Here is a 23,445-nt window from a genome sequence, read left to right as displayed (position 1 = left end):
CCTGACGACGTTGAGCGGACCCGCAGGCCCCGGCCTGCGGGTCCGCCGCTTTTCCGGAACCGGCGCGCACCTCCCGTGCCGCGGTCCCCACCCGCACCGAACGACAGAAGCGAGCCGCCGCCCATGGGCACCCCCGAGCTGATCTCCCCGCGTTCCCCGCGTGTCACCGCCGCCCGGCGGCTGGCCCGCCGCGCCTTCCGCGGCAAGGAGCGCCGGTTCATCGCCGAGGGCCCGCAGGCCGTACGGGAGGCCATCGCGCACCGCACCGGCGGAACGCCCACGCTCATCGAGCTGTTCGCCACCGTCGAGGCCGCCGAGCGGCACACCGAGATCATCGAGGCGGCCCACGCGGCCGGGGTGCGGGTCCACCACGCCGACGACAAGACCGTCGCCGACATCTCCCAGACCGTCACGCCGCAGGGGCTGCTCGGCGTCTGCGAGTTCCTCGACTCGCCCTTCGAGGAGATCCTCGCCGCCCGCCCGCAGCTGGTCGCGGTGCTCGCCAACGTCCGTGACCCCGGCAACGCCGGCACGGTGCTGCGCTGCGCGGACGCCGCGGGCGCCGACGCGGTCGTGCTGACCGACGCCTCCGTGGACCTGTACAACCCCAAGTCCGTACGGGCCTCGGTCGGTTCGCTCTTCCACCTGCCGGTCGCCGTCGGCGTCCCGGTCGAGCGGGTGGTGAGCGGACTGCGGTCGGCCGGGGTACGGATCCTCGCCGCCGACGGCGCGGGCGACCGCGACCTCGACGCCGAACTGGACACCGGCTCCATGGGCGGGCCCACCGCCTGGGTCTTCGGCAACGAGGCCTGGGGACTGCCGGAGGAGACCCGGGCGCTGGCCGACGCTGTCGTACGCGTCCCGATCCACGGCAGGGCCGAGAGCCTCAACCTCGCGACGGCCGCCGCGGTCTGCCTCTATGCCTCCGCCCGCGCCCAGCGCAGCCCCGGCGGCTGCCGCGCGGTGTCACCCGCCTGAGGGGTGTCCCCCCGATCTTCGGGGCACTTCCGGTGCGAACTAGTAGTCTTGCGTGCTCGGGGGCCCGGAAGGGGGTACGGGGATGAGTGTGAGGACTTCCGGCATCACAGTCACCGCTGACGGCCGCCGGTCCGAGGGGCTCGTGGGCGCTCAGCCGTCCGCTCCGGCCGGAGAGCCGGCGGCCCTGGGGACCGGTCTCGGACTGGACCCCGACGATCTCCCCGACGGCCTGGTCGTCGCCGACGAGACCGGCCGGGTGATCTGCTTCAACGCCGCCGCGGCCCGGATCACCGACATCGCCCCCGAGGACGCCGTCGGCCGCCCCCTCGAACAGGCCCTGCCGCTCCAGGACATCGAGGGCCGCCGCTGGTGGCGGCTCACCGACCCCTACGGCGGGCTCGCCATCCGCCGCGGCCAGCCCGAGCGCAATCTGCTGCTCGGCGGCCGCGAGGTGCTGGTCTCCGCCCGCTATGTCCGCAGCCGCCCGACCGGGCCCGTCCAGCGGCTGGTGATCGCGCTGCGCGGCACCGAGGCCCGGCGGCGTACGGAACTCAGCCACGCCGAGCTGATCGCCACCGTCGCCCATGAGCTGCGCTCGCCGCTGACCTCCGTCAAGGGCTTCACCGCCACGCTCCTCCAGAAGTGGGAACGCTTCACCGACGACCAGAAGCGGCTGATGCTGGAGACGGTGGACGCCGATGCCAACCGCGTCACCCGGCTGATCGCCGAGCTGCTGGACATCTCCCGGATCGACTCCGGGCGGCTGGAGGTGCGCCGCCAGCGGGTCGACATGAGCGCCGCGGTCCGTCGGCACGTCCAGGCGCAGACCACCGCCGGCCAGCGGCCCGATCGCTTCCTCATCCGGATGCTGGAACCGCTGCCCGATCTCTGGGCGGACCCGGACAAGGTGGACCAGGTGCTGGGCAACCTGCTGGAAAATGCGGTGCGCCACGGCGAGGGAACGGTCACCATCGAGGTCGGACCGGTATCGGACGAGACCAGCACGGAGGGGACGAGCGTCACCGTGAGCGACGAGGGCCCCGGCATCCCGGAGGAATCGATGAGCCGCGTGTTCACCCGCTTCTGGCGGGGCAGCAAGCGCGGGGGCACCGGCCTGGGCCTCTACATCGTCAAGGGCATCGTCGAGGCGCACGGCGGGACGATCACGGTCGGCCGGGCCCCGGCCGGCGGCGCGCAGTTCCGATTTAGCCTGCCCGTCGCGACCCCGGCCTTCCTGGCCTGAAGCGGAAGCGGCGGGCGCCCCGCACGGGGGCGCGGACCGGCCGCGCGGCCCGTCCCCCTTAGACTTGACCTTTGGCACCTTTGGCGCACAGGCATCGCGGGCACAGCGCGGGCTCGGCATCCGACCTTTGTGATCGAGGAGCCGAGGCGAAGCGAGCCAAGCCAAGCCAGTCCACCGGAAGCACGGGAAGAGATGTCCGCACCCAATAAGTCGTACGACCCTGTCGAGGTCGAAGCCCTGAAACCGGAAGAGATCGCCGCACGGCTGGACGAGGCGCTGGCCGCCATCGCCGCCGCGGGTGACCTCGATGCGCTCGCCCAGGCGAAGATCGCGCACACCGGTGGCACCTCGCCGCTCGCTCTCGCCAACCGCGAGATCGGCGCCCTGCCCCCGCAGGCCAAGGCGGAGGCCGGCAAGCGCGTCGGCCAGGCCCGTGGCCGGGTGAACCAGGCGCTCAAGGCCCGCCAGGAGGAGCTGGAGGCGGAGCGCGACGCCCGTGTGCTGGTCGAGGAGGCAGTGGATGTCACGCTGCCCTACGACCGCACCCCGGCCGGCGCCCGGCACCCGCTGACCACCTTCATGGAGCGGGTCGCGGACGTCTTCGTGGCCATGGGCTACGAGGTCGCCGAGGGCCCCGAGGTCGAGGCGGAGTGGTTCAACTTCGACGCCCTGAACTTCGTGCCCGACCACCCGGCGCGCCAGATGCAGGACACCTTCTTCGTCCAGGGTGGGGGCACCTCCCAGACGGAGTCTGGGGGAGGCACCGAGGGCGACGAGTCCGGCGTCGTGCTGCGCACCCACACCTCGCCGGTGCAGGCCCGTACGCTCGTCGACCGCGAGCCGCCCGTCTACGTCGTCTGCCCGGGGCGGGTCTACCGCACCGACGAGCTGGACGCCACGCACTCCCCGGTCTTCCACCAGATCGAGCTGCTCGCCGTCGACGAGGGCCTGACCATGGCCGACCTCAAGGGCACCCTCGACCACATGGTCCGGGCGCTCTTCGGTCCGGACATGAAGACCCGGCTGCGGCCGAACTACTTCCCGTTCACCGAGCCGTCCGCCGAGATGGACATGGTCTGCTACGTCTGCCGTGGCGAGTCCGTGGGGAACCCCGACCGGCCCTGCCGTACGTGCTCCAGCGAGGGCTGGATCGAGCTCGGCGGCTGCGGCATGGTCAACCCCAAGGTGCTCATCGCCTGCGGCGTCGACCCCGAGAAGTACAGCGGCTTCGCCTTCGGGTTCGGCATCGACCGGATGCTGATGTTCCGGCACAACGTGGAAGACATGCGTGACATGTTCGAAGGCGACGTCCGGTTCACCCGGCCGTTCGGGATGGAGATCTGATGCGGGTCCCGCTTTCTTGGCTGCGGGAGTACGTCGACCTGCCGGCCACGGCAACCGGTCGTGACGTACAGGAAAAGCTCATCGCGGTCGGCCTGGAGGTCGAGTCCGTCGAGCGTCTCGGCGACGGGCTCAAGGGCCCGCTCGTCGTCGGCCAGGTGCTGACCATCGAGGAGCTGGAGGGCTTCAAGAAGCCGATCCGCTTCTGCACGGTCGACGTCGGCCAGGCCAACGGCACCGGCGAGCCGCAGGAAATCGTCTGCGGCGCGCGGAACTTCTCCGTCGGTGACAAGGTCGTGGTGGTCCTCCCCGGCGCCGTGCTGCCCGGCGACTTCAAGATCGCCGCGCGGAAGACGTACGGCAAGAAGTCGCACGGCATGATCTGCTCCGGCGACGAGCTGGGCATGGGCGACGACGGTACGCACGGCATCATCGTGCTGCCGCCGGAGTACGAGGTCGGCACCGACGCCATCGCGCTGCTGGAGCTCGTCGACGAGGTGCTGGACATCGCCGTCACCCCGGACCGCGGCTACTGCCTGTCGATGCGCGGTGTCGCCCGCGAGGCCGCCACCGCGTACGGCCTGCCGCTGCGCGACCCGGCGCTGCTGGACGTGCCGCCGCCGAACTCCACCGGCTACCCCGTCCAGGTCTCCGACCCCCTCGGCTGCGACCGCTTCACCGCCCGTACGGTCACCGGTCTCAACCCCGAGGCGCGCTCGCCGATCTGGCTCCAGCGCCGCCTTCAGAAGGCCGGGATGCGTCCGGTCTCGCTGGCCGTCGACATCACCAACTACGTGATGCTGGAGCTCGGCCAGCCGCTGCACGCCTACGACCGCACCAGCGTGGACGGCCCGATCGGCGTCCGCCGGGCGGCCCCCGGCGAGAAGCTGACCACCCTGGACGGCACCAAGCGGGTGCTGGACGCCGCTGACCTGGTCATCACCGACAACCGCGGCCCGATCGGCCTCGCGGGCGTCATGGGCGGCGCCCACACCGAGATCGCGGCCCCGGCCGCGGACGCGGAAACCGGCGAGGTGCGCGGCACCACCGACGTCGTGATCGAGGCCGCGCACTTCGACGCGCTGTCCATCGCCCGTACGGCCCGCCGGCACAAGCTGTCCTCGGAGGCCGCCAAGCGCTTCGAGCGCGGGGTGGACCCGGAGGCCGCGTCCGCCGCGGCGCAGCGGACCGTCGACCTGCTGGTGCTGCTCGCCGGCGGTACCGCCGGGGAGGGCGTCACCGAGGTCGTCACGCCCCGCGGGCCGCGCACCATCAGCCTCTCCGCCGGCCACCCGGACAAGGTCGCCGGTGTCGACTACGGCCGGGAGACCGTCGTCCGCCGCCTCCAGCAGGTCGGCTGCGATGTCTACGGGCAGGACGAGCTGGTCGTGACCGTGCCGTCCTGGCGGCCGGACCTCAGTGAGCCCAACGACCTGGCCGAAGAGGTCATCCGGCTGGAGGGCTACGAGAACCTGCCCTCCACCCTCCCGAAGCCGCCCGCCGGCCGCGGGCTGACCGAGCGTCAGCGGCTGTACCGCCGGGTCGGCCGGTCGCTGGCCGGTGCGGGCTATGTCGAGGCGCTGAACTACCCGTTCACCGGCTCGCACGTGCTCGACCAGCTCGGCATCGAGCAGGACGACCCGCGCCGCGCGGCGGTCACCCTCGTCAACCCGCTCTCCGACGAGGAGCCCGACCTCCGTACGACGCTGATCCCGGGCCTGCTGAACGCGCTGCGCCGCAACTACGGGCGCGGCACCCACGACCTGGCGCTCTTCGAGACCGGACCGGTCTTCCGGGCGACCGGCGACGAGAAGCCGGCCAGCCGGCTGGTCGTCGACCGCCGGCCGACCGACGACGAGATCGCCTCGCTGGACGCCTCCCTCCCGCAGCAGCCGCGGCGCGCCGCGGTGGTGCTCGCCGGGGGCCGTGAGCAGGACGGCTGGTGGGGCGGTGCCCGCCCCGCGATCTGGGCGGACGCCATCGAGGCGGGCCGGACCGTCGCACGGGAGGCGGGTGTCGAGCTGATCGTCCGCCAGGACCAGCACGCCCCGTTCCACCCGGGCCGGTGCGCGGCGCTGCTCGCCGTCGCCGACGGCGAGGAGATCCTCGTCGGCAACGCCGGTGAGCTGCACCCCCGCGTCATCAAGACGCTGGCCCTGCCGGAGCGCACCTGCGCGATGGAGATCGACCTGGACCGCCTGGAGCAGGCCGGTAGCGGACCGCTGCGCGCCCCGAAGATCTCGGCCTTCCCGGTCGCGACCCAGGACGTCGCCCTCGTGGTCGACGCCGGGGTCCCGACGGCGGAGGTCGAGGGCGCGCTGCGCGACGGTGCGGGTGAACTGCTGGAGTCGCTGCGGCTGTTCGACGTCTTCACCGGCGAGCAGATCGGCGCGGGCAAGAAGTCGCTGGCGTACGCGCTGCGCTTCCGCGCCGCCGACCGGACGCTGACCGCCGAGGAGGCCTCGGCGGCCCGTGACGCGGCGGTCGCGGCGGCCGTGGAGCGGACGGGAGCGGTGCTGCGCGGCTGAGCGCGGCCCGCGGCGCCGCGACGGCGTGCGCAACGGGGTGAGGGCGTGGACGGCAGGCACCGTCCGCGCCCTCACCCTTTTTCGGTGTGCGGCGGACAGGTTCCGCGGGGGCGGTGGGGCGCGACGGGCGCCGTGCGGCGGGCGGTGCTGTGCGGGAGACGATCGGATCCGTACACCATCACTCCATCGGGTGATGATGTACGTATCGTCGTCGGATGGACACGGAACGTCGCGAGAATCGACCGGGTCGGCCGGGCCCGTGTGACCACGGCAGCGGGCCGGACCGAACCGCTCAGCACCTGGGGGACCACCGGCGAGCGTGCGTGCCGGACCCCGCGAGCCCGCCATGACCCGAACGACCCGCCCTAGGGGGACCCTCGGCATGATCCGACACCGGGCGAGGCGTGGCGCACGCGCCGGGGCGGCAAGCGCCCGGCGCGCCCTCGTCTTCGTCCTGCCCGGCCTCTGGGTCCTCGGCGTGGTGGCCTGGGAGCTGAGCCACCCGACCAGCGGCCGGCTGCTGCAACTCCTCGCCGCCGCACCCGCCATCGCCTGCGCGGGCACCGGCCGCCGCCAGTGTGTGCTGCTCGGCGGGCTGTGCGCGCTGCTCGCGCTGCTGCCGTTCGGCGAGGTGGAGCCGGGGGCCGGGTGGGGCAGCCGGCTGATGACCTGTGGTGCGGTGCTCGCGGTGATCGGTGCCAGCTATCTGACCGCCGGGTGGCGGCTGCGGCTCGTACGGGAGCTGGAGCGGACCCGGGAGGTCGCCGCCACCGCGCAGCGGGTGCTGCTGCGGCCGTTACCGCGGCGGATCGACGGGGTGCTGCTGGCGGCCGACCATCTCTCCGCGAGCGAGGGAGCCGTGGTCGGCGGGGATCTGTACGAGGTCGTGGGGACCCGGCACGGGGTCCGGGCGGTGATCGGGGACGTACGCGGGCACGGGCTGGACGCCATGGGCACGGTCGCGGCGATGCTCGGCAGCTTCCGCGAAGTGGCGCACGACGAGCCCGAACTGGGGGATGTGCTGCGCCGGTTGGAGCGTTCGCACCAGCGGCATCTGTGGGAGCGGGCGCGCCCCGGACGGCGGGCGGCCGACGGGGCGCCGAGCGGTCCGCTCGCCGAGGAGTTCGTGACGCTGCTGCTCGTGGAGGTGGCCCCGGACGGGTCCGTCACGGCCCTCAACTGCGGGCATCCGTGGCCCTATCGCATCGCCCGCACGGCGGTCGCGCCGGTCGCCCCGGCCGATCCGATGCCGCCGCTGGGCCTGTTCCCGCTGCCGGCCGAGCTGTCCACGGTGTGCTGTGGGCAGCTGCGGCCCGGGGAGGGGCTGTTTCTGCACACCGACGGGGCGGCCGATGCGCGGGACGCGGCGGGGGAGTTCTTCCCGCTGACCCAGGAGCTGCGCAGCAGCGTCGAGGCGGCCGCGGCCCCGGGCGGGCCCTCGCCGACGGGGGTGGTCGGGAATGTCCGCAAGGCGTTGCTGCGGCATGCGGGCGGACGGCTGACGGACGATGTGGCGCTGCTGATGCTGAGCAACGACCGGGTGCGGGTGCCGTCGCAGTCGGCGCGGGGCCGGCGGACCGCCGGGCCGGGGCGGGTGGAGGCGGGACGGGCCGAGTAGCGGCGGGGGCCGGTCCGTGACGGGTGCTGGCACGCCTCTTCACACCCCGTGTGAAGGGGCGTTCACTACGCTCAACTGACGGAGTGGTCCTGTCGACATGGCCATGAGCCCGCGGTCCGGCGGACGGGCCCGGCTCACCGGGAGGCCGGTATGGAGCCCAACACCCTGCTGGACGCGATGCTCGACGAGTCCGGTATCTCGCATGCGGGGCTCGCCGCGCGGATCAACCGGCTCGGCCGGTGCCGCGGGCTGGCGCTGCGGTACGAACACACCGCGGTGGCCCGGTGGTTGAAGGGGCAGCGGCCGCGGGGCCAGGTACCCGATCTGATCTGCGAGATCCTGGGCGAACGGCTGCACCGGCCGGTCGGACTCGCCGACATCGGCTTCAGCGGCCCGGGGTCGCAGCGGGCCGCCGACACCCCGCTCTCCGGCTTCGTCGAGCGCGCCACCGCGCTGTGGCGGTCCGATGAGCAGCAGCGGCCGCACATCCTCGACGCACCGGCGCTCACCGGCACCTCGGCGGTCATCCCCGTATGGGAGTGGGAGAACCCGCCCGAGGACTCCGATGTCTCGCGCGACGGGCTGACCCGGGTCGGCATGGCCGACATCGAGATGCTGCGTACCGCGCGGACGCACTACGAGACGATGTACCGGAAGGCGGGTGGTGTCGCTACCAGAGCACGCATCGTGGGATTCCTCAACGCCGAGGCGGCGCCGCTGCTGCGGGGCAGCTACAGCGATGCGACGGGGCGTCAGCTCCACCGGGCGACCGGCGGACTGGTCGCGGTCGCCGGCATCTGCGCGTACGACTCGGACTCTCTCGGGCTGGCCCAGCGCTACTTCCATCAGGCGCTCCGGCTGGCCAAGGCCAGCGGGGACCGCGGCCTCGGCGCGTATGTCATCGCGCTGCTGGTCAACCAGTCCCTCTTCGTACGGGAATACCGCCAGGCGGTCGCCTTCGCGGAGGCGGCGCTGCGGGCCGCGGGTCCGCAGATCACCCCGGCGCTCTCCGCGGACCTCTACGCGATGCAGGCCAAGTCCTACGCCCGGCTCGGCGACGGCGCCGGCGCGCTGTCCTGCATCCGGCGCGCGGAGGCTGCCGCGGAGCGTATCCGGCCCGGTCTCGAACCGGCGGAGACGGGCTATGTCCAGCCCGGCCTGGTGAACGTACAGGTGGCGGAGGCGCTGCTCAGCCTGGGGGACTTACGGTCCGCCCGGGAACAGGCGGACGCCGCCGTCGACACCCCCGCGCACGACCGCGGCCGGGTCCACCGGCTGGCCATGCTCACCCATATCGAGCTGCGTCAAGGCGATGCGGACCGGGCCGTGGCCAATGCCGCGGAGATGACGGAGCAGGCCCGCGGCATGGAGTCGCAACGGCTGCGGGACCGGCTGCGGGCGGTGCGCGAACATCTGGCGGAGACCGGGAGCTCCGCGACGGACGAGGCTGCCGATCTCATCGACGAGGTGCTGCGCGTTCCGCTGTAGGGCGTAAGACACGCCCCTGACCGGGCTCGTGTCACCTTGCCGGCCCTACAGCGGAAGGTGGCAGTTACGTGCGTTGGAACAATCTCAGCGAAAAGCCCGTCTATGCGAATCCCTGGTTCCGGGTCAATCTGGCCGATGTGGAGCTGCCCGACGGCCGGCACCTGGACCACTATCTGATCCGGATGCGGCCCGTCGCCGTGGCCACCGTGGTCAATGAGGCCAACGAGGTGCTGCTGCTGTGGCGGCACCGGTTCATCACCGACACCTGGGGCTGGGAGCTGGCCGCGGGCGTCGTCGAGGACGGTGAGGATCCCGCGGCGGCGGCCGCCCGCGAGATGGAGGAGGAGACCGGGTGGCGCCCCGGCCCCCTCCACCATCTGCTCTCGGTGGAGCCGTCCAACGGCCTCACCGACGCGCGGCATCACATCTACTGGTCCGAGGAGGGCGAGTACACCGGCCCGCCGCAGGACGGTTTCGAGTCCGAGCGGCGGGAGTGGGTGTCGCTGAAGCTGGTGCCCGACATGGTGGCGCGGGGGGAGGTGCCGGCCGCCAACATGGCCGCCGCGCTGCTGATGCTGCATCACCTCCGGTTGGGCTGACCGGTGCCGGCCGGTGACCGTGGCCGGCGGTCATCGGCCCAGGGCCTGCCACACCGCCACCACCAGCGCCGCGAGCCCCGTGAGCGCGGCGAGGGACGGCAGTGGCCAGCGGGTGCTCTCCAGTCGTGTGACGCGGGCCTGAAGGTCCTCCGCGTCCCGCTCGTACTGCGCGGAGCGCTGGGCGAGCAGCGCGAGGTGGCCGTCGACCCGGGCGGTGCGGACGTCGAGCTGACGCCTCAGCTCAGCTAAGTCGGCGGTTACCAGGTCGGGTTCGGGGTGGGCGGTCACGGTCCGCTCCTCATTCCTTCGGTCGGCTGCTTCGGGGTCCGTACGGGCCTTCAGTCAACTGTGCTGCGGCGAAGGGCGGGAGCGTGTGCGGCGGGGAGATACGGGTCTGGGCTTCACACCCCGTGTGAAGTGACCCGGGGTGACGGCGCGGCGGCCCTTCACACGGGGTGTGAACCGCGCACCCCGACAGGGCCGGTTCACACGCTCCCGTACGCGCCCGCGCCGCGCTTCACTCGAAGATGCCACGGGGGCCGACGCCGGCGGACGGGCGCCCGCCGGCCCGGGGTCCGCCCGCCGGTTTCTCCCCCGAGCGGCGGGCGGACGGCCCGTGGGCCGCCTCTGGGCCGTGGCCTCAGCCTGCCCGTGTGGAACCGGAAGCCAGGGCATGTTCGATCTCTGCCGCAGGGAAGGGCGTCCGCTTGCTCTCGGTGAGCAGCCGGCGGTGGAAGCGGTCCAGGACGACGGCGGGGCGGGCGTGCCGGTCGAGGAGCGCGGCGATCCCGGGCGGGAGGCCGCCGGGACGCCGCCCGTCGATCCAGGCGCGCAGAAAGGCCGCGCGTTCCGTGGGGCCGGGCAGGTCGTCGAGCAGGTGCTGACGGAGCAGATGGGCCACGGTGTGGCAGCGGTCGTACGCGAGATGGTTCGCGAGGAACTCGGTCTCGTCGGCCGCCAGGTCGAAGCGGGAGCTCAGGGCGAGTCCGAAGTCGGCGAAGTAGAGCCGGCGGCCGTCGGTGAGGATGTTGGCGAAGTGCGCGTCGAAGTGGACGAGTCCGTGCGCGCTCATGAAGGCGGTCCCGCGCGCCAGAGCCTTCTCCGCCCAGGTGTAGGGCGAGTCCGGTCCGCTGTCCGTCACGGCGGCGTCGCCGTGCTCGGCCAGCCAGCCGGCGAGGGTGTGCGGCACATGCTCCAGGAAGAGCACCAGGCCGGCCGAGGACCGGCCGATGGCCTCCAGCCGGTCGCGCACCGCAGGTGATCCCTCCCAGTGGGCGACGGCCCCGTCCACACCCCCGAACTCGTCGGTGAACCCTTCGGGAGGGGAGTCGGGCAGGACCCGCCAGTGGTACATCAGCGGGAAGCCCGCGTACGCGCCCCCGAGAACCCAGTGGGTGGTCAGGGTGTGGGCCGCCAGCTCCCGCCAGGCACCGAAACCGGCCGAGCCCGCCCCGTACTGGTAGAACGTCGGCAGCCCGAAGACGTTCGCCGTCGACCGCACATGCTCCGGCCGCAATTCGATGTCTGTCAGGGGCACCCGCTTGACGAAGACGCGCCGCCCCGCGATCTCCAGCTCCGCCGACCTGCCGCCGATACCGGACCCGAGCGGCACGGCGGAGGCCACCAGCTCCTTGAGCCGGTGGTCGCTCAGCAAGGAGAGCTCCGTGGCCACGGCCCCGTAACCGGCCAGGCGTGCGGCTTCCGGCGGATCCCTGTCAGGCATCAACCGCTCCTCGGTGCCCTCACCAGGGCCTCGGCGATGGTACGTACGGGGCGGACCCTACGGGCCGCGCGACCGGTCGTGCTAGGTGATGCCCTGGGCGCGGGCGTTGGCCAGCAGGGCCTTCAGGCCGTTGAGGTCGAAGCCGGTGAGGCGGCCCATTCCGGTGGCGGTCCGGTAGCCGCCGTTGGGTGAGCACATGATCGGGGTCTCCCCGGAGGGGTTGGCCGGGCATTCGTAGTCGGCGGTCTTCCCGTCCTTGTTGAGGTCCAGGTTGGGGTGGTCCAGGCCGAGGGCGTGCAGCGGCTCGTGCACCAGCGTGTTCCGCAGCTTGTACGCGGGCATCGGCCAGCTGCCGTCCCAGTACTCGGAGTCGATGGCGACGATGCCGCCGGTGCCGACGCCCTTGGGCGGGTTGGGGCAGGGCATGCCCTGGCTGAAGCCGGGGCGGCCGAGCGGCCGGTAGAGCTCGGTGAACTGGATGTGCCCCACGGGTCCGCACTTGGCCGGGTTGACGGGTTCGACGCCGCCGATGGCGAGCTTCAGCCCCGCGGCCTTGGCCTGGGCCACCGCGGCCGATAAATAGGGCGTGTAGCGGGTCTTCATGGCGGACGTGGCGAACGTGATCGTGTACTGGCGGCCGGGGCTGAGGCTGGTGACGCCGAGCTGGGTGGTGAGCTGCCACCCGGTGCCCTTCGTGGTGAGCGTCGCCGCTTGGGTGGGTACGGCGGCGAGCGCGCACACCGCGAGCGCCGCGGCCACGGGCAGGGCCTTGTACATGGGTCCTCCGTATGTAGTTGTGGGGGGAGTGTGATGGTCCTTCATAAGTGAGACGCATGAGACCGGTAAATGGATACATCGCCAACTAGATCGGTTTCAGGGTGATTTGGGGGATGGTGGGAGGTGTCAGCGATGAGTGGTGGGCGCACAGCACAACGCCTCGCACCGGGAGGCGCGAGGCGAGGTGGGGGGGGAGGGGGCGGTCCGGCCCGTACGGGCTAGCCGAGGGTGAGGACGGGTTTGACGACGTGGCCCGCCAGCGAGGCCTCGGCGGCGGCCTCGATATCGGTGAAGGGGAAGGCGGTGATGAGCTTTTCGAGGGGGAGTTTCCCCTGCCGGTGGAGGCTGATCAGATGGGGGATGGTCACGGCGGGGAGCGCGTCCCCCTCGGTGACACCCCGGAGGGTGAGGCCCTTGGTCAGCACGGGCATGGTGTCGAACTGCGCGGAGCCGATGCCGACCAGGGCGAGCGTTCCCCGTTGGCGCAGGGCGCCGATGGCCTGGGACACGACGGCGGGCCGGCCGGTGGTGTCGAGGGCGTACTGCGCTCCGCCGTGGGTGAGATCGCGGACAGCAGCTGCCACCTCCTCCTCCGCGGTGGGGTCGATGACGGCCGCGGCGCCGAGTTCCTTCGCCAGCGCGCGGCGCGCGGCGAGGGGTTCGATGGCGATGACGGTGTGGCCGTCGGCGACGGCGGCCATGAGGGCGCTCAGCCCGACGCTGCCGGCTCCGAAGACGGCCAGCGTGCTGCCCGGCGACGGCCGGAGGACGTTCTGGACCGTGCCGACCCCGGTCTGGACGCTGCATCCCAAGGGAGCGACCAGCGTCGGGGGAAGGTCCGCGGGGACCTTGACGGTGTTGCTCGCGGTGGTCAGGCAGTGTGTCGCGAAGGCGGACTGGCCGAAGAAGCTGCCGTAGGCCGGGGTGCCGTCGGTGTGCGACAGCGTCGTGCTGCCGTCGGGCCGGGAGCCGAGGGCGTTGAGGGCGCCGGACTGCTCGCAGTAGGCCGGGCCCCCGGTCGTGCACGGGTCGCAGGCCCCGCAGCTGCGGTAGGTGAGGCAGACGGTGTCACCGGGGGCGACGGTGGTCACCGCGTCTCCCACGGCCTCGACGACACCGGCGCCCTCATGGCCGAAGACCATGGGCAGGCGTTCCCGGGGCCAGACCTGCCGCATGGCCAGGTCGGTGTGGCAGATGCCGGTGGCGGTGAGCCGGACCAGGATCTCGTCCGGCCGTGGCGCGTCGAGGTGAAGCGAGTGGAGGGTGAAGGGGCCGCCGGGGGACTCCACCAGGGCTGCTTGTATCCGCACGTACGTCTTCCTTGAGCTCGTGGCTGCCGTGCGCGCCGGCCGGGACGGGGCGTCCCGTGTGGGCGCCGTCGGCGGGGCAAGTGGTGGGGGCGTCAGGCGCGTTCGAGGAGGAAGTAGAAGTGGCGTCCGTCATCGAGGACGTTCTTGCCGTTCATGACGCCCAGGAGGGTGTCGTCGCCGGCCCGTTTGAAGTGGTCGAGTACGGGCTGGCCGTCGTAGACCATCGTGGCGGTCGTCTCCCCGCGGAACTCCACCATCCACAGGCTCGCTTCGCCCTTGGCCAGCTCGGTGTGGGAGAAGAGCGCGCCCTGCTCGTCCCGGCAGATCAGGGGCTCGACCCGGTCGACGGAGTGGAAGGTCTTGCCGTACCAGCGGGCCTGGGCCAGCAGGCCCTCCACCTGGTGGCCGGTGCTGATCCCGGTGCCCTTCCAGGTGCCGAGGATCTCCTCAGGACGTACGGTCTCCAACGCCGCCCACAGCCGGTCGCACTCACCGGTGTCCGACACCATGTCATCTGCCGCCTGTAGGGCGGCAATTCGGGCACGGGCCTGCTCGGCGTCCATGTGGCACTCTCCCCTTGTTGAACCACGTCCAGGTCGGGGCCAGTCTGCCAGCGATCAAGGACGCTTGCCGGGCCATGTCCTCGTACGGAGCGGGCCGGGCACTGCTGCCCCCACCACGTCCGGCCGCACCGCCCACAACACCCGAGCGCAGCACCGTCATCGGTGCTGCGCTCGGGTGAATGCGGCGGTGAACGGCGGCACTTGACGGTGTCGCCGGGCCCGCTAGTACGGATAGAAGCCCGACCCGGACTTCCGGCCCAGCCGGCCCGCGTCGACCATCCGCGCGAGCAGCGGGGGAGCGGCGTACAGGGGCTCCTTGTACTCGTGGTACATCGATTCGGCGACCGAGGCCACGGTGTCCAGGCCGATCAGGTCGGTCAGCTTGAGCGGGCCCATCGGGTGGGCGCAGCCCAGCTCCATGCCGTTGTCGATGTCCTCGCGGCTGGCGATGCCCGACTCGAACATCCGGATCGCGGAAAGCAGATACGGGATGAGCAGCGCGTTGACGACGAAGCCCGAGCGGTCCTGGGCGCGGATCGCGTGCTTGCCCAGCACGTCCTGCACCAGCGCCTCGGAGCGCTTGATGGTCTCCTCGGCCGTGGTCAGGGCGGGGATCAGCTCGACGAGCTTCTGGACCGGTGCCGGGTTGAAGAAGTGGATCCCGATGACCTGGTCGGGGCGGGAGGTGGCGACCGCCAGCTTCACCAGCGGGATCGACGAGGTGTTGGATGCCAGGATGGCGTCCGGCCGGGTGATCACCTGGTCGAGGACCTGGAAGATCTCGGTCTTGATCTGCTCGTTCTCCACCACGGCCTCGATGACGAGATCGCGGTCGGCGAACTCCCCGAGGTCGGTGGTGAAGCTGAGCCGGCCGAGCGTCGCGTCGCGCTCCGCGGCGGTGATCTTGCCGCGCTCGGCGGCCTTGCCGAGAGAGTTGGTCAAACGGGTACGACCCAGCTCCAGAGCTTCGCCGGTGGTCTCGGCGACCATGACGTCCAGTCCGGCGCGGGCGCACACCTCGGCGATGCCTGCGCCCATCTGGCCGCAGCCGACCACTCCGACGCGTTCGATGTCGGTCACATCGTGCCTTTCGCTGATCTTCAGGACCGGCGGTACGCCGTAAGGGTCCGGCACCCGCCTCGGCCCCGACGTTACTCCGCGCGGTGCTGGGCCACGGGTGCCGGGGCGGGCATTCTGAGCCCCCAGACGGGATGAACCGGACAACTTGGGGACTTTTGATGCGACCGATGACACGCAGAACGTTTGCCGCGGCCGGGCTGGGGGCGGCTTCCGCGCTGCTCGTCACGGGTGCGGCGCCGTCCGCGCGCCGGGCGCCGCGCCGTGAGCTGCGCGGCATGTGGCTGGCGACCGTCGCCAACCTCGACTGGCCCTCCCGTGCGAAACTCGGGCCCGCCGAGCAACAGCGCGAACTGCGCGCCCACTTCGACACGGCCGTCGCCCGCCGGCTCAATACGGTGTTCTTCCAGGTGCGGCCCACGGCGGACGCCCTGTGGCCGTCCCCGTACGAGCCCTGGGCGCAGTATCTGACCGGACAGCAGGGCCGCGACCCCGGCTGGGACCCGCTTGACTTCGCGGTGCGCGAGGCACACCGGCGGGATCTGGAGCTGCACGCCTGGTTCAACCCGTACCGGGTCGCCAACCACACCGACCCCGGCCGCCTCGTCGCCGGCCACCCCGCCCGCCGGCACCCCGACTGGGTCCTCCCGTACGGCGGCAAGCTCTACTACAACCCGGGCCTGCCGGAGGTCCGCGGCTTCGTCCAGGACGCGATGCTCGACGCGGTGCGGCGCTACCCCGTCGACGGAGTGCACTTCGACGACTACTTCTATCCGTATCCGGTCGCCGGGCAGCGCTTCGACGACGACGCGGAGTTCGAGGAGTACGGCAGCGGCTTCGCGAGCCGGGCCGCCTGGCGGCGGGACAACATCGACCGGCTGGTGTACGAGATGGCCGGCAAGCTCCGGGACGGGAACGAGCGGGCCGGGCGCACGGTGCGGTTCGGGGTCAGCCCGTTCGCGGTCTGGCGCAATCAGGGCACCGATCCGCAGGGTTCCCGCACCAAGGCCGGGGTGCAGACCTACGACGATCTGTACGCCGACACCCGCCGCTGGGTACGCGAGGGCTGGCTGGACTACATCGTGCCGCAGGTCTACTGGCCCCTCGGCTCCGCGCCCGCCGACTACGCCGAACTCGTGCCGTGGTGGGCGCGGACCGTCGACGGCACCGATGTGGACCTCTACATCGGCGAGGCTCTCTACAAGGCCGGTGACACCCAGCCCGCCGCCTGGAAGGACCCGGCCGAAATCTCCCGCCACCTCACCTTCGCCGCCCGCTATCCGCAGGTGGGTGGCCATGTCTACTTCTCGGCGAAGGAGGTGGCCAGGGACCGGGCCGGTGCCATGGCGCGGGTCGTGCGCGACCACTACGGCAGCGCGGCGCGGTCCTGAGGCCCGGCGGACAGGGACCAGAGGCGGCCCGCGCGGGCGGTGGCACCGTCCGCGCGGCCGCGGTGGCGTTCCGCGTACGGGGTCCGGCTACCGGCCGGCGTCCACGTCGGTGGTCTTGCCGTGCCGGACGACGCAGTCGGGGCCGGGCGACATGATCGCCTCATGCCCGTCCTCACCGCGGACACGGTAGGGCGGGTCGCCGTTCGTGCCCAGCACCTCGATGATCTCGACAACCCGGTCGTGATGCCCGACGGTCCTGCCGTGCACCACCAGCCGGTCGCCCCTGCTTGCGTGCATGAGAGTCCTCCCCGCTTCGGGGCGGCCGTGCGACCGGTTCGGCCGACGGCGTGCCGGCCAACGGTTGAACGGCCAACGGTTTCAACGGTTTACGGGCCTGGAGCAGCCCGGACGGCGGTATCCGCCTTCGCGGCAAGTTTACGTCGGTAAGGGACGGCTGCACCCGGTAAGTCCCGAGCCGCCCCATTCCGGTCGGTGCCCGGCGCCGGTCAGCCGCGGGTCCGCTGGGTGACCGCGATGCACGCCAGGACCGCCAGCGCCGCCGCCGGAGCGGCCGGCGGCAGCCGCTCGCCCAGCAGCAGTACGGACCAGACCAGGGTCAGCAGCGGCTGGGCGAGCTGGAGCTGGCTCGCCTTGTGGATGCCGATCGCGGCCATCCCGCGGTACCAGACGACCAGCCCGAGGAACTGCGAGCCGAACGCCAGCCACAGCAGTCCGCCGACCGAGTGCACGGTGAGCCGCAACGGCTCGGTGGACAGCGCCAGCGCGGCGCCCGCCACCGTCACCGGCAGCACCAGGACCAGCGCCCAGCCGATCACCTGCCAGCCCGGCATGTGGCGGGCCAGCCGGCCGCCCTCGGTGTACCCGGCCGCGCACACCAGCAGCGCCGCGAACAGCAGCAGATCGCTGCGGCCCAACGCCCCGCCGCTCTGCTGCACCGCGAAGCCGATGACGACGGCGGCGCCGACCAGCGAGGCGATCCAGAACGTACGCGAGGGCCGCACCCCGGTCCGTACGGCCGAGCAGGCGGCCGTGGTCAGCGGCAGCAGGCCGACCACGACAGCCGCGTGCGAGGTGGTGGAGGTCTCCAGGGCCAGGGTGGTCAGCAGCGGAAAGCCGAGGACGACACCGCCCGCGACCACCGCGATACCCGCCCAGTGGCGCCGCTCCGGCAGGCGCACCCGGAAGACGGCGAGCGCGCCACCGGCCACTACGGCGGCCAGCACGCTGCGCAGCATCACCACCGTCCAGGGGCCCATGCCCTCCAGCGCCCAGGCGGTCCCGGGGAAGGTGAGCGAGAACGCGGCCACGCCCAGGACGGCGAGCAGGGCGCCACGGCTGGCGAGGGCGCCACGGGCGGGGGTGGCGGCGGGCGCCGGGGTCTGCGGCCCGGCGGTGGTCCGGGTGCCCTGCCCGGCGGGGTCCGGGGTGCTGACCGCTATCGTGGCGGTGGCAGTAGCGCTATCGTTGGCTCTCATGCAAGAGCGTAGCAGTGGTGCCGAACTGGCCGCGATCCTGCGTACGGAGCTGAATCGCTACTCTCCCGGAGAGAAGCTGCCGTCCAGCCGTGCGCTGGTGGAGCGGCACCGGGTGAGCCCGGTGACCGTCTCCCGCGCACTGGCCGAGCTGGCGGCGGAGGGACTGGTCACCACTCGGCCGGGCGCCGGGGCCTTCCGGGCCGAGCCGCGCAGCGAGGCGCCCCGGCCGGTCGACACCTCCTGGCAGGAGATCGCGCTGAGCGCGGAGCCGGCCGGCGACCAGGTGCCGCGCAGTGTCGACGCCGCGGGCGTGGTGGCCACCCTCGCCGTCCCCGGCCCCGGCGTCATCGAGCTCAACGGCGGCTATCTGCACTCCGATCTCCAGCCCGAACGCGCCCTGGGCGCCGCGCTGGCCCGGGCCGGACGCCGGCCGGGCGCCTGGGGGCGGCCGCCGGTCGAAGGGGTGCCGGAGCTGCGGGCCTGGTTCGCGCGGGAGATCGCCGGGTCCGGCGGCCCGCTCGCCGCCAGCGACGTCCTGATCACGGCGGGCGGCCAGAGTGCGCTGACCGCCGCGCTGCGGGCCCTCGCCGCGCCCGGCGCCCCGGTGCTGGTCGAGTCCCCGACCTACCCGGGCATGCTGGCCGTGGCCCGCGCCTCCGGGCTGCGCCCGGTGCCCGTACCGCTCGACGCGGACGGGGTCCGGACGGATCTGCTCGCCGACGCCTTCCGCGTCAGCGGCGCACGGCTCTTCGTCTGCCAGCCGCTGTTCCAGAACCCGACCGGCGCGGTGCTGGCCGCGGAGCGGCGGCGCGAGGTGCTGCGGGTGGCGCGGGCGGCGGGCGCCTTCGTGATCGAGGACGATTTCGCGCGCCTGCTGGTCCACGGTGACACGCCCCCGCTCCCGCCGACCCTGATCGCGGACGACCGGGACGGCACGGTCGTCCATGTCCGCTCGCTGACCAAGGCCACCTCCGCCAATCTGCGGGTGGGCGCCCTGGCGGCCCGCGGACCGGTGCTCGACCGGCTGCGCGCCATCCAGGTCGTGGACAGCTTCTTCGTGCCCCGGCCGCTTCAGGAAGCCGCCCTGGAACTCGTCGGCTCGCCCTCCTGGCCCCGCCATCTGCGGCTGATCGCGGGGGAGTTGACCGCCCGCCGGAACGCCCTCACCGCCGCGCTGCACCACGAGCTGCCCGCGCTCGCCGGGCCGGAGGCGGGGCCCGGTCCGGCGTACGGGCACGACCCGGCGCCCGGCGGCCTGTACGTCCCGCCGGGCGGCTACCACCTCTGGCTGCGGCTGCCGGACGGTACCGACGAGGCGGCGCTGACCGGCGCGGCGCTGCGGGCGGGCGTCGCGGTCGCGGCCGGCCGCCCGTACTTCGCCGCCGAGCCGCCCGCCGCGCATCTGCGGCTGAGCTTCGCCTCGGCGTCCGGCACCGGCGAGATCACCGAGGGCGTGCGCCGCCTCCGGACGGCGTGCGAGGAGCTGGGAGTACCGGTGCGCTGACCGGGATGAGGGGGCGCGGCGGGCCCGCCGCCAATCCCCGGCCCCGCCCCTTCGCATACCGGTTCGACGCCGGACCCGCCCTTCTGCCAACCTCCCGGCATGAATGCCCACGCCCTCGACGGCTACGAGATCTCCACCGACCCGGCCCGCCTGGACGCCGACCTGGTCCACTACTGGCTCGCCACCGACGCCTACTGGGCCGTGGACCGCCCCCGGGAGCTGCATGACCGTGCCGTCGCGGGCTCGCTCAACTTCGGTCTGTACGCCTCCGGTTCCGGCCGCCAGGCCGGGTACGCCCGGGTGGTCACCGACCACGCCACCTTCGCCTGGCTCTGCGACGTCTACATCAGCCGCGACGACCGCGGCAGGGGCCTGGGCACCGCGCTGATCGAGGCCATCGCCGACCATCTGACGCCCTCCGGGCTGAGCCGGCTGACGCTCTCCACCAAGGACGCCCACGGGGTGTACGAAAAGGTCGGCTTCCGCTCCCTGGTCTCCCCGGAGCAGTGGATGACCCTCGGGCTGATCGACCCGGGTCCTGTCGATATCTGATCAACTGGGACCACACGGGCGCCGCTGCTCCTACCATCGGCGGATGAGCGTTCGACTCAAGCTGCTCGCCGCGGTCCGTAACTCCACGCTGCTGGAGACCCGGTTCGACGACGACCGCCCGCTGGACGCCGCCGGATGGCACGAGGCGGAGCGGGCGGCCCCCGTCCTGTGCCGGCTCGCCGCCGCCGAGCTCCGCTACTGCTCGCCGTCCGCCCGCTGCCGGCAGACCGGGGAGGCCCTCGGGCTCCGGCCGCTCGCCCAGCCGGCACTGCGCGACTGCGACATGGGGCGCTGGCGCGGCCGCACCCTGGGCGAGGTGACCGCCGCCGAACCCCGCGCCGTCGAGGCCTGGCTCGCCGATCCGCGCTCCGCACCGCACGGCGGGGAGTCGCTGCTGGAGTTCATCACCCGGATCGGCGGCTGGCTGGACACCCGGCCGGCCGAGGACGCCGCCGGGCTGCTCGCGGTCGCCGAACCCGCCGTCGTCCGCGCCGCCCTGGTCTATGTGCTCAAGGCGCCGCCGCACGCGTACTGGCGGATCGACGTCCAGCCGCTCTCGGTGATCACTCTGACCGGCCGGCCCGGCAAGTGGGACCTCCTGCTGGAGGCGTGAGCCGACGCCCGGTCACCCGCCGCCGTCCGCCCGGGGCGTGCCCGGCCCGCCCGGCCGCACCACCCGGAAAGCCCAGCCGCCGGGTTCCGCCGTCCGGGGCGTACGCACCCGTCTGACCTGCGGAAAGACCAGGAAGGCGGGTGCCTTCGGGGGCAGTTGGACCCGGGCGGCGGACCCCATCGAGGTGCGCACCGCCGGGGCGGGCGCTTCGCTCGGTCTATGCACATACGCCACATTCCTCTGTATGCCCTGGCGGCCGGCGCGCTGGTGGTGTCCGTCCTGCTCTTCGGTGACGGCGACGGCGCGGACGCCGCCACCGAGGCCGCCTCCGGCACGGTGACCGACACCGTCACCGAGGCCGGCCCCGCCGTGGACACCTCGCAGGCGGTGGTCGTCGAGCCCGACCCGGTGGCACCGGGCGGCGCCTTCTCCGTGAACGACGGCGGCACCTGCTCCGGCGACAGCGCGCAGGCCACCTTCGACGGCGCGGACATCCCCACGATGCAGCTGAGCTCCCGGAACGACCGGATGGGCGGCAGCGCGATCATGCCGGCGGGCACCGCCCCCGGCTCGTACCAGGTCACCATCACCTGCGGCGGTACGTCCGGAGCCCGGCAGAGCGCCACGGAAGCGGACCGGGCCGGCACCGGGGAATACGACGAGGCATACGGCACGGAGCACGGCGACACCGACGGATCGGAGCACGGAAAGGGCTCCGGCGACGGCCGCCGCACCCTCACCGGCACCATGGTCGTCTCCGGTGACGGCACGGAGGTCGTCCCGCAGGGCGGCGCGGACACCGGCCTCGGCGGCACGGCCGGATCCGGCCGGGCGGCCACGGCGCTCGGCGGAGTGGTGCTGCTGGCCGCGGCCGGCGGGGGCGCCCTGGTCCGCCGCCGGCGCGCCCGCGGCGACCGGGGCTGACGGCGGTGAGCGCACATCCGCCCCGGCGCGTCCTGCTCCTCGGTCTCCTCACGGCCCTCGCGGTGGCGGGCGTGCTCGCGCTGACCGCCGCCCGGTTCCGCGCCCGCGAGGCCACCAGCGAGGTCGACGGCGGCACCCACACCGTGCCGCGCACCGAGATCGCCCGGACGATCAGCGGCCAGCTCACCCTGCCGTTCCGCAACGGGCCCGACGCGGTGCGCTGCTCCGGCGACCTGCGGCCCGTGCGGTACGACGCGGTGCGCTGTACGGCACACTTCCCCATCGGCCCGGACCGCCAGCTGACCGTGGAGGTCACCGGCGTCCGCCACAACCTGGTCACCTACCGGCGCCACATCCTGCCCCGCTGACCGGCGGGGGCCGTCCGCTACGGCTGGAGATCCAGGGCGGCCAGCCCCGACCCGTCCATCAGGAACGGCACCGAGTCATGGGTATGGGTGATCTTCCAGGTGCCGTCGATCCTGCGCAGGCCGACGGTGGCCCGGCTCCACAGCTCCACCTCGAAGCCGTCGGTCTTCGTCCCGCGCATCCGGTTGATGCTGTGGCCGAACGCCACGTCGTCGCCGACCGTGATCTCCAGCTGGGTCACGGTCACCTCGATCGGTCCGTCCCAGGTCGCGTACCAGGCCTCGACGGCCCGCTGGTCCCGCGCCTCGGGCCCCTTGTACTGCAACGGGGGAGCGAGACTGAAGTCCACGAGGTCGGGCGCACTGGTCGCCAGGAACCGCCGGGCGTCCCGCTCCTTCGTCGCGGCCGCCCGGTCCGCCAGCAGCTCCCGGATCTGCGCTTCGTCCGTCATGCGGTCGATGTCGGTGGTCATGAGGTCTCCTCCTGTCGGACGGCGCCGCGGCGCCCCGGAATCTCTGTCCGACGGGTAGACCCCGGCGCGCACGGAAACTCATCGGCGGCAGCGGCACGGGCCGGGCGGCACGTCGCGGATACGCCCTACGGCCCGAGCGGCACCGCCGTCCGCCCGCGCGTCAGCCAGGCATTGGCCGCCTCGACCCGGCTGCTCACCCGCAGTTTCGCGTAGGCGTGCTCCAGGTGTTTGTCGACGGTGCGCGGGCTGATCTCCAGCCGGCGGGCGATCTGCTGGTTCGTCAGGCCCCGGGCGAGCAGGGCGAGTACGGCCGACTCGCGGCGGGTGACGAGGGAGGGCGGCGGTGTCGGCGGGGCGAGCCGGTGGAGCACGTGATTGAGCCGGGTGCGCAGCAGGGCGGCGGCCGCCACATCGTCGTCGGAGAAGTCGCTGCCACTGCGGCTGATCGCCACGCACACCTTCCGCGGCCGGCCGGCGGCGTACCCCGCCGGGAACGACATCGCGAGCTGCTGCTCGGCGCCGAACGGCCGGTAGACCTCGGCGTAGGCGGCGAGGGCATGGAACTCGGCGCGGGTCTGCAGCGTCGAGCGCCGCATCGGGGTGCCGGAACCGAGGGTGGTGTGGGTGACGAGGGAGTCCGCCGCCGCCTCCCGCGCGAACGCCGCCTGCACGTCCGGGGTCAGCAGACCGGCGGGCAGGGTGAGCGGCCGGTCGGCGGTGCCGGCGCGGGGGGACCAGATGATGCTGTCGCCGGGAACGGCGCCGAGCAGCAGCGGAAGCAGTGCCGGAACAAGGGTTTCCTCGTCGACGGCATCGATCAGGAGGTCCACGACGGCGAGAATCCGTCGCAGGCCGGCCTCCGCGGCCGCGCTCATACATCCA

24 protein-coding genes are annotated in these 23,445 nt (G+C 73.0%); 13 read left to right on the top strand and 11 right to left on the bottom strand.

The window, feature by feature from the left end:
- The first annotated feature begins 123 nt into the window (after positions 1–123).
- The 7 genes from QT196_RS08220 (at position 124) to QT196_RS08190 (ending at position 9,795) form a co-directional block, all read left to right on the top strand.
- Complete coding sequence (locus QT196_RS08220) at positions 124–978, top strand: RNA methyltransferase (RefSeq protein WP_168478301.1); 855 nt, start codon at positions 124–126, stop codon at positions 976–978.
- Between the two features lie 82 nt (positions 979–1,060).
- Positions 1,061–2,221, top strand: a complete 1,161-nt coding sequence (locus QT196_RS08215; protein WP_168478300.1) for a PAS domain-containing sensor histidine kinase — start codon at positions 1,061–1,063, stop codon at positions 2,219–2,221.
- Positions 2,222–2,413: 192 nt separating this feature from the next.
- Positions 2,414–3,565, top strand: coding sequence for a phenylalanine--tRNA ligase subunit alpha (pheS, locus tag QT196_RS08210; protein ID WP_168478299.1), 1,152 nt, complete (start codon positions 2,414–2,416; stop codon positions 3,563–3,565).
- Complete coding sequence (gene pheT, locus QT196_RS08205) at positions 3,565–6,090, top strand: phenylalanine--tRNA ligase subunit beta (protein ID WP_168478298.1); 2,526 nt, start codon at positions 3,565–3,567, stop codon at positions 6,088–6,090. Before pheS ends, pheT begins: the two co-directional genes overlap by 1 nt.
- Before the next feature lie 382 nt (positions 6,091–6,472).
- Entirely contained in the window at positions 6,473–7,708 is a 1,236-nt protein-coding gene (locus QT196_RS08200; protein WP_168478297.1) for a PP2C family protein-serine/threonine phosphatase, read from the top strand.
- Positions 7,709–7,858: 150 nt separating this feature from the next.
- Entirely contained in the window at positions 7,859–9,196 is a 1,338-nt protein-coding gene (locus QT196_RS08195) for a transcriptional regulator (protein WP_168478296.1), read from the top strand.
- A 68-nt stretch (positions 9,197–9,264) separates the two neighbouring features.
- Positions 9,265–9,795 carry an NUDIX domain-containing protein gene (locus QT196_RS08190; protein WP_085925922.1) on the top strand — a complete coding sequence of 177 codons (531 nt, stop codon included), beginning with the start codon at positions 9,265–9,267 and terminating at the stop codon, positions 9,793–9,795.
- Positions 9,796–9,825: 30 nt separating this feature from the next.
- On the opposite strand, the gene QT196_RS08185 is transcribed toward QT196_RS08190, so the two are convergent.
- The 6 genes from QT196_RS08185 to QT196_RS08160 form a co-directional block, all read right to left on the bottom strand.
- Positions 9,826–10,083, bottom strand: a complete 258-nt coding sequence (locus QT196_RS08185) for a hypothetical protein (protein WP_168478294.1) — start codon at positions 10,081–10,083, stop codon at positions 9,826–9,828.
- Positions 10,084–10,435: 352 nt separating this feature from the next.
- Positions 10,436–11,518 carry a protein kinase family protein gene (locus QT196_RS08180; protein WP_290354671.1) on the bottom strand — a complete coding sequence of 361 codons (1,083 nt, stop codon included), beginning with the start codon at positions 11,516–11,518 and terminating at the stop codon, positions 10,436–10,438.
- An 81-nt stretch (positions 11,519–11,599) separates the two neighbouring features.
- Complete coding sequence (locus tag QT196_RS08175; RefSeq protein ID WP_168478292.1) at positions 11,600–12,295, bottom strand: hypothetical protein; 696 nt, start codon at positions 12,293–12,295, stop codon at positions 11,600–11,602.
- A 218-nt stretch (positions 12,296–12,513) separates the two neighbouring features.
- The gene (locus tag QT196_RS08170; protein WP_290354670.1) at positions 12,514–13,605 is read right to left on the bottom strand and encodes an NAD(P)-dependent alcohol dehydrogenase; all 1,092 of its coding nucleotides are present in this window, start codon (positions 13,603–13,605) and stop codon (positions 12,514–12,516) included.
- A gap of 92 nt (positions 13,606–13,697) precedes the next feature.
- Positions 13,698–14,168: a DUF4334 domain-containing protein gene (locus tag QT196_RS08165; protein ID WP_290354669.1), complete on the bottom strand. Its 471-nt coding sequence runs from the start codon at positions 14,166–14,168 to the stop codon at positions 13,698–13,700.
- Between the two features lie 222 nt (positions 14,169–14,390).
- Positions 14,391–15,248, bottom strand: coding sequence for a 3-hydroxybutyryl-CoA dehydrogenase (locus QT196_RS08160; RefSeq protein ID WP_290356625.1), 858 nt, complete (start codon positions 15,246–15,248; stop codon positions 14,391–14,393).
- Positions 15,249–15,406: 158 nt separating this feature from the next.
- Here QT196_RS08160 and QT196_RS08155 point away from each other — a divergent pair, with 158 nt between their 5' ends.
- The gene (locus tag QT196_RS08155) at positions 15,407–16,636 is read left to right on the top strand and encodes a family 10 glycosylhydrolase (protein WP_168478284.1); all 1,230 of its coding nucleotides are present in this window, start codon (positions 15,407–15,409) and stop codon (positions 16,634–16,636) included.
- 87 nt (positions 16,637–16,723) lie between these two features.
- Here the strand turns inward: QT196_RS08155 and QT196_RS08150 are convergent, their stop codons facing one another.
- Complete coding sequence (locus QT196_RS08150) at positions 16,724–16,933, bottom strand: DUF1918 domain-containing protein (protein ID WP_290354668.1); 210 nt, start codon at positions 16,931–16,933, stop codon at positions 16,724–16,726.
- A 209-nt stretch (positions 16,934–17,142) separates the two neighbouring features.
- A complete protein-coding gene (locus QT196_RS08145; protein WP_290354667.1) occupies positions 17,143–18,132 on the bottom strand; it encodes a DMT family transporter in 990 nt (329 codons plus the stop codon).
- On the opposite strand from QT196_RS08145, the gene QT196_RS08140 reads away from it, so the two are divergent.
- The 3 genes from QT196_RS08140 to QT196_RS08130 all read left to right on the top strand — a co-directional run bounded on the left by QT196_RS08140 (position 18,131) and on the right by QT196_RS08130 (position 20,801).
- Positions 18,131–19,636 (top strand): PLP-dependent aminotransferase family protein, encoded by a 1,506-nt coding sequence (locus tag QT196_RS08140; RefSeq protein WP_266736053.1) that lies wholly within the window; start codon positions 18,131–18,133, stop codon positions 19,634–19,636. The genes QT196_RS08145 and QT196_RS08140 overlap by 2 nt on opposite strands.
- A 99-nt stretch (positions 19,637–19,735) precedes the next feature.
- Complete coding sequence (locus tag QT196_RS08135) at positions 19,736–20,188, top strand: GNAT family N-acetyltransferase (RefSeq protein ID WP_168478282.1); 453 nt, start codon at positions 19,736–19,738, stop codon at positions 20,186–20,188.
- A 43-nt stretch (positions 20,189–20,231) separates the two neighbouring features.
- Complete coding sequence (locus QT196_RS08130) at positions 20,232–20,801, top strand: histidine phosphatase family protein (protein WP_168478281.1); 570 nt, start codon at positions 20,232–20,234, stop codon at positions 20,799–20,801.
- 12 nt (positions 20,802–20,813) lie between these two features.
- Here the strand turns inward: QT196_RS08130 and QT196_RS08125 are convergent, their stop codons facing one another.
- The gene (locus QT196_RS08125) at positions 20,814–21,026 is read right to left on the bottom strand and encodes a hypothetical protein (protein WP_168478280.1); all 213 of its coding nucleotides are present in this window, start codon (positions 21,024–21,026) and stop codon (positions 20,814–20,816) included.
- Here QT196_RS08125 and QT196_RS08120 point away from each other — a divergent pair.
- Positions 21,021–21,725, top strand: a complete 705-nt coding sequence (locus QT196_RS08120; protein ID WP_266736058.1) for a hypothetical protein — start codon at positions 21,021–21,023, stop codon at positions 21,723–21,725. The two genes, QT196_RS08125 and QT196_RS08120, sit on opposite strands and share 6 nt — an antisense overlap.
- Positions 21,726–21,730: 5 nt before the next feature.
- The gene (locus QT196_RS08115; protein WP_168478279.1) at positions 21,731–22,093 is read left to right on the top strand and encodes a DUF4333 domain-containing protein; all 363 of its coding nucleotides are present in this window, start codon (positions 21,731–21,733) and stop codon (positions 22,091–22,093) included.
- 17 nt (positions 22,094–22,110) lie between these two features.
- On the opposite strand, the gene QT196_RS08110 is transcribed toward QT196_RS08115, so the two are convergent.
- Both QT196_RS08110 and QT196_RS08105 read right to left on the bottom strand, forming a co-directional pair.
- Positions 22,111–22,563: a nuclear transport factor 2 family protein gene (locus QT196_RS08110; RefSeq protein ID WP_168478278.1), complete on the bottom strand. Its 453-nt coding sequence runs from the start codon at positions 22,561–22,563 to the stop codon at positions 22,111–22,113.
- Positions 22,564–22,688: 125 nt separating this feature from the next.
- A complete protein-coding gene (locus QT196_RS08105; RefSeq protein WP_168478277.1) occupies positions 22,689–23,438 on the bottom strand; it encodes a LuxR C-terminal-related transcriptional regulator in 750 nt (249 codons plus the stop codon).
- Between the last annotated feature and the right edge of the window lie 7 nt (positions 23,439–23,445).

The sequence above is a fragment of the Streptomyces sp. P9-2B-2 genome (assembly GCF_030406865.1).
Taxonomy (GTDB): Bacteria; Actinomycetota; Actinomycetes; order Streptomycetales; family Streptomycetaceae; genus Streptomyces; species Streptomyces platensis.
The sequence above is the reverse complement of the archived record's forward strand: the minus strand, read 5'-3'. Positions and strand labels throughout refer to the sequence as shown.

Bases quoted from the DNA above. Each gene is read 5' to 3' on its own strand.
- QT196_RS08175 (WP_168478292.1), bottom strand. From the start codon at position 12,295: ATGTACAAGGCCCTGCCCGTGGCCGCGGCGCTCGCGGTGTGCGCGCTC.
- QT196_RS08135 (WP_168478282.1), top strand. From the start codon at position 19,736: ATGAATGCCCACGCCCTCGACGGCTACGAGATCTCCACCGACCCGGCC.
- QT196_RS08155 (WP_168478284.1), top strand. From the start codon at position 15,407: ATGCGACCGATGACACGCAGAACGTTTGCCGCGGCCGGGCTGGGGGCG.
- QT196_RS08140 (WP_266736053.1), top strand. From the start codon at position 18,131: ATGCAAGAGCGTAGCAGTGGTGCCGAACTGGCCGCGATCCTGCGTACG.
- QT196_RS08200 (WP_168478297.1), top strand. From the start codon at position 6,473: ATGATCCGACACCGGGCGAGGCGTGGCGCACGCGCCGGGGCGGCAAGC.
- QT196_RS08150 (WP_290354668.1), bottom strand. From the start codon at position 16,933: ATGCACGCAAGCAGGGGCGACCGGCTGGTGGTGCACGGCAGGACCGTC.
- QT196_RS08110 (WP_168478278.1), bottom strand. From the start codon at position 22,563: ATGACCACCGACATCGACCGCATGACGGACGAAGCGCAGATCCGGGAG.
- QT196_RS08165 (WP_290354669.1), bottom strand. From the start codon at position 14,168: ATGGACGCCGAGCAGGCCCGTGCCCGAATTGCCGCCCTACAGGCGGCA.
- QT196_RS08220 (WP_168478301.1), top strand. From the start codon at position 124: ATGGGCACCCCCGAGCTGATCTCCCCGCGTTCCCCGCGTGTCACCGCC.
- QT196_RS08145 (WP_290354667.1), bottom strand. From the start codon at position 18,132: ATGAGAGCCAACGATAGCGCTACTGCCACCGCCACGATAGCGGTCAGC.
- QT196_RS08215 (WP_168478300.1), top strand. From the start codon at position 1,061: ATGAGTGTGAGGACTTCCGGCATCACAGTCACCGCTGACGGCCGCCGG.
- QT196_RS08180 (WP_290354671.1), bottom strand. From the start codon at position 11,518: ATGCCTGACAGGGATCCGCCGGAAGCCGCACGCCTGGCCGGTTACGGG.
- QT196_RS08120 (WP_266736058.1), top strand. From the start codon at position 21,021: ATGCACATACGCCACATTCCTCTGTATGCCCTGGCGGCCGGCGCGCTG.
- pheS (WP_168478299.1), top strand. From the start codon at position 2,414: ATGTCCGCACCCAATAAGTCGTACGACCCTGTCGAGGTCGAAGCCCTG.
- QT196_RS08105 (WP_168478277.1), bottom strand. From the start codon at position 23,438: ATGAGCGCGGCCGCGGAGGCCGGCCTGCGACGGATTCTCGCCGTCGTG.
- pheT (WP_168478298.1), top strand. From the start codon at position 3,565: ATGCGGGTCCCGCTTTCTTGGCTGCGGGAGTACGTCGACCTGCCGGCC.
- QT196_RS08130 (WP_168478281.1), top strand. From the start codon at position 20,232: ATGAGCGTTCGACTCAAGCTGCTCGCCGCGGTCCGTAACTCCACGCTG.
- QT196_RS08195 (WP_168478296.1), top strand. From the start codon at position 7,859: ATGGAGCCCAACACCCTGCTGGACGCGATGCTCGACGAGTCCGGTATC.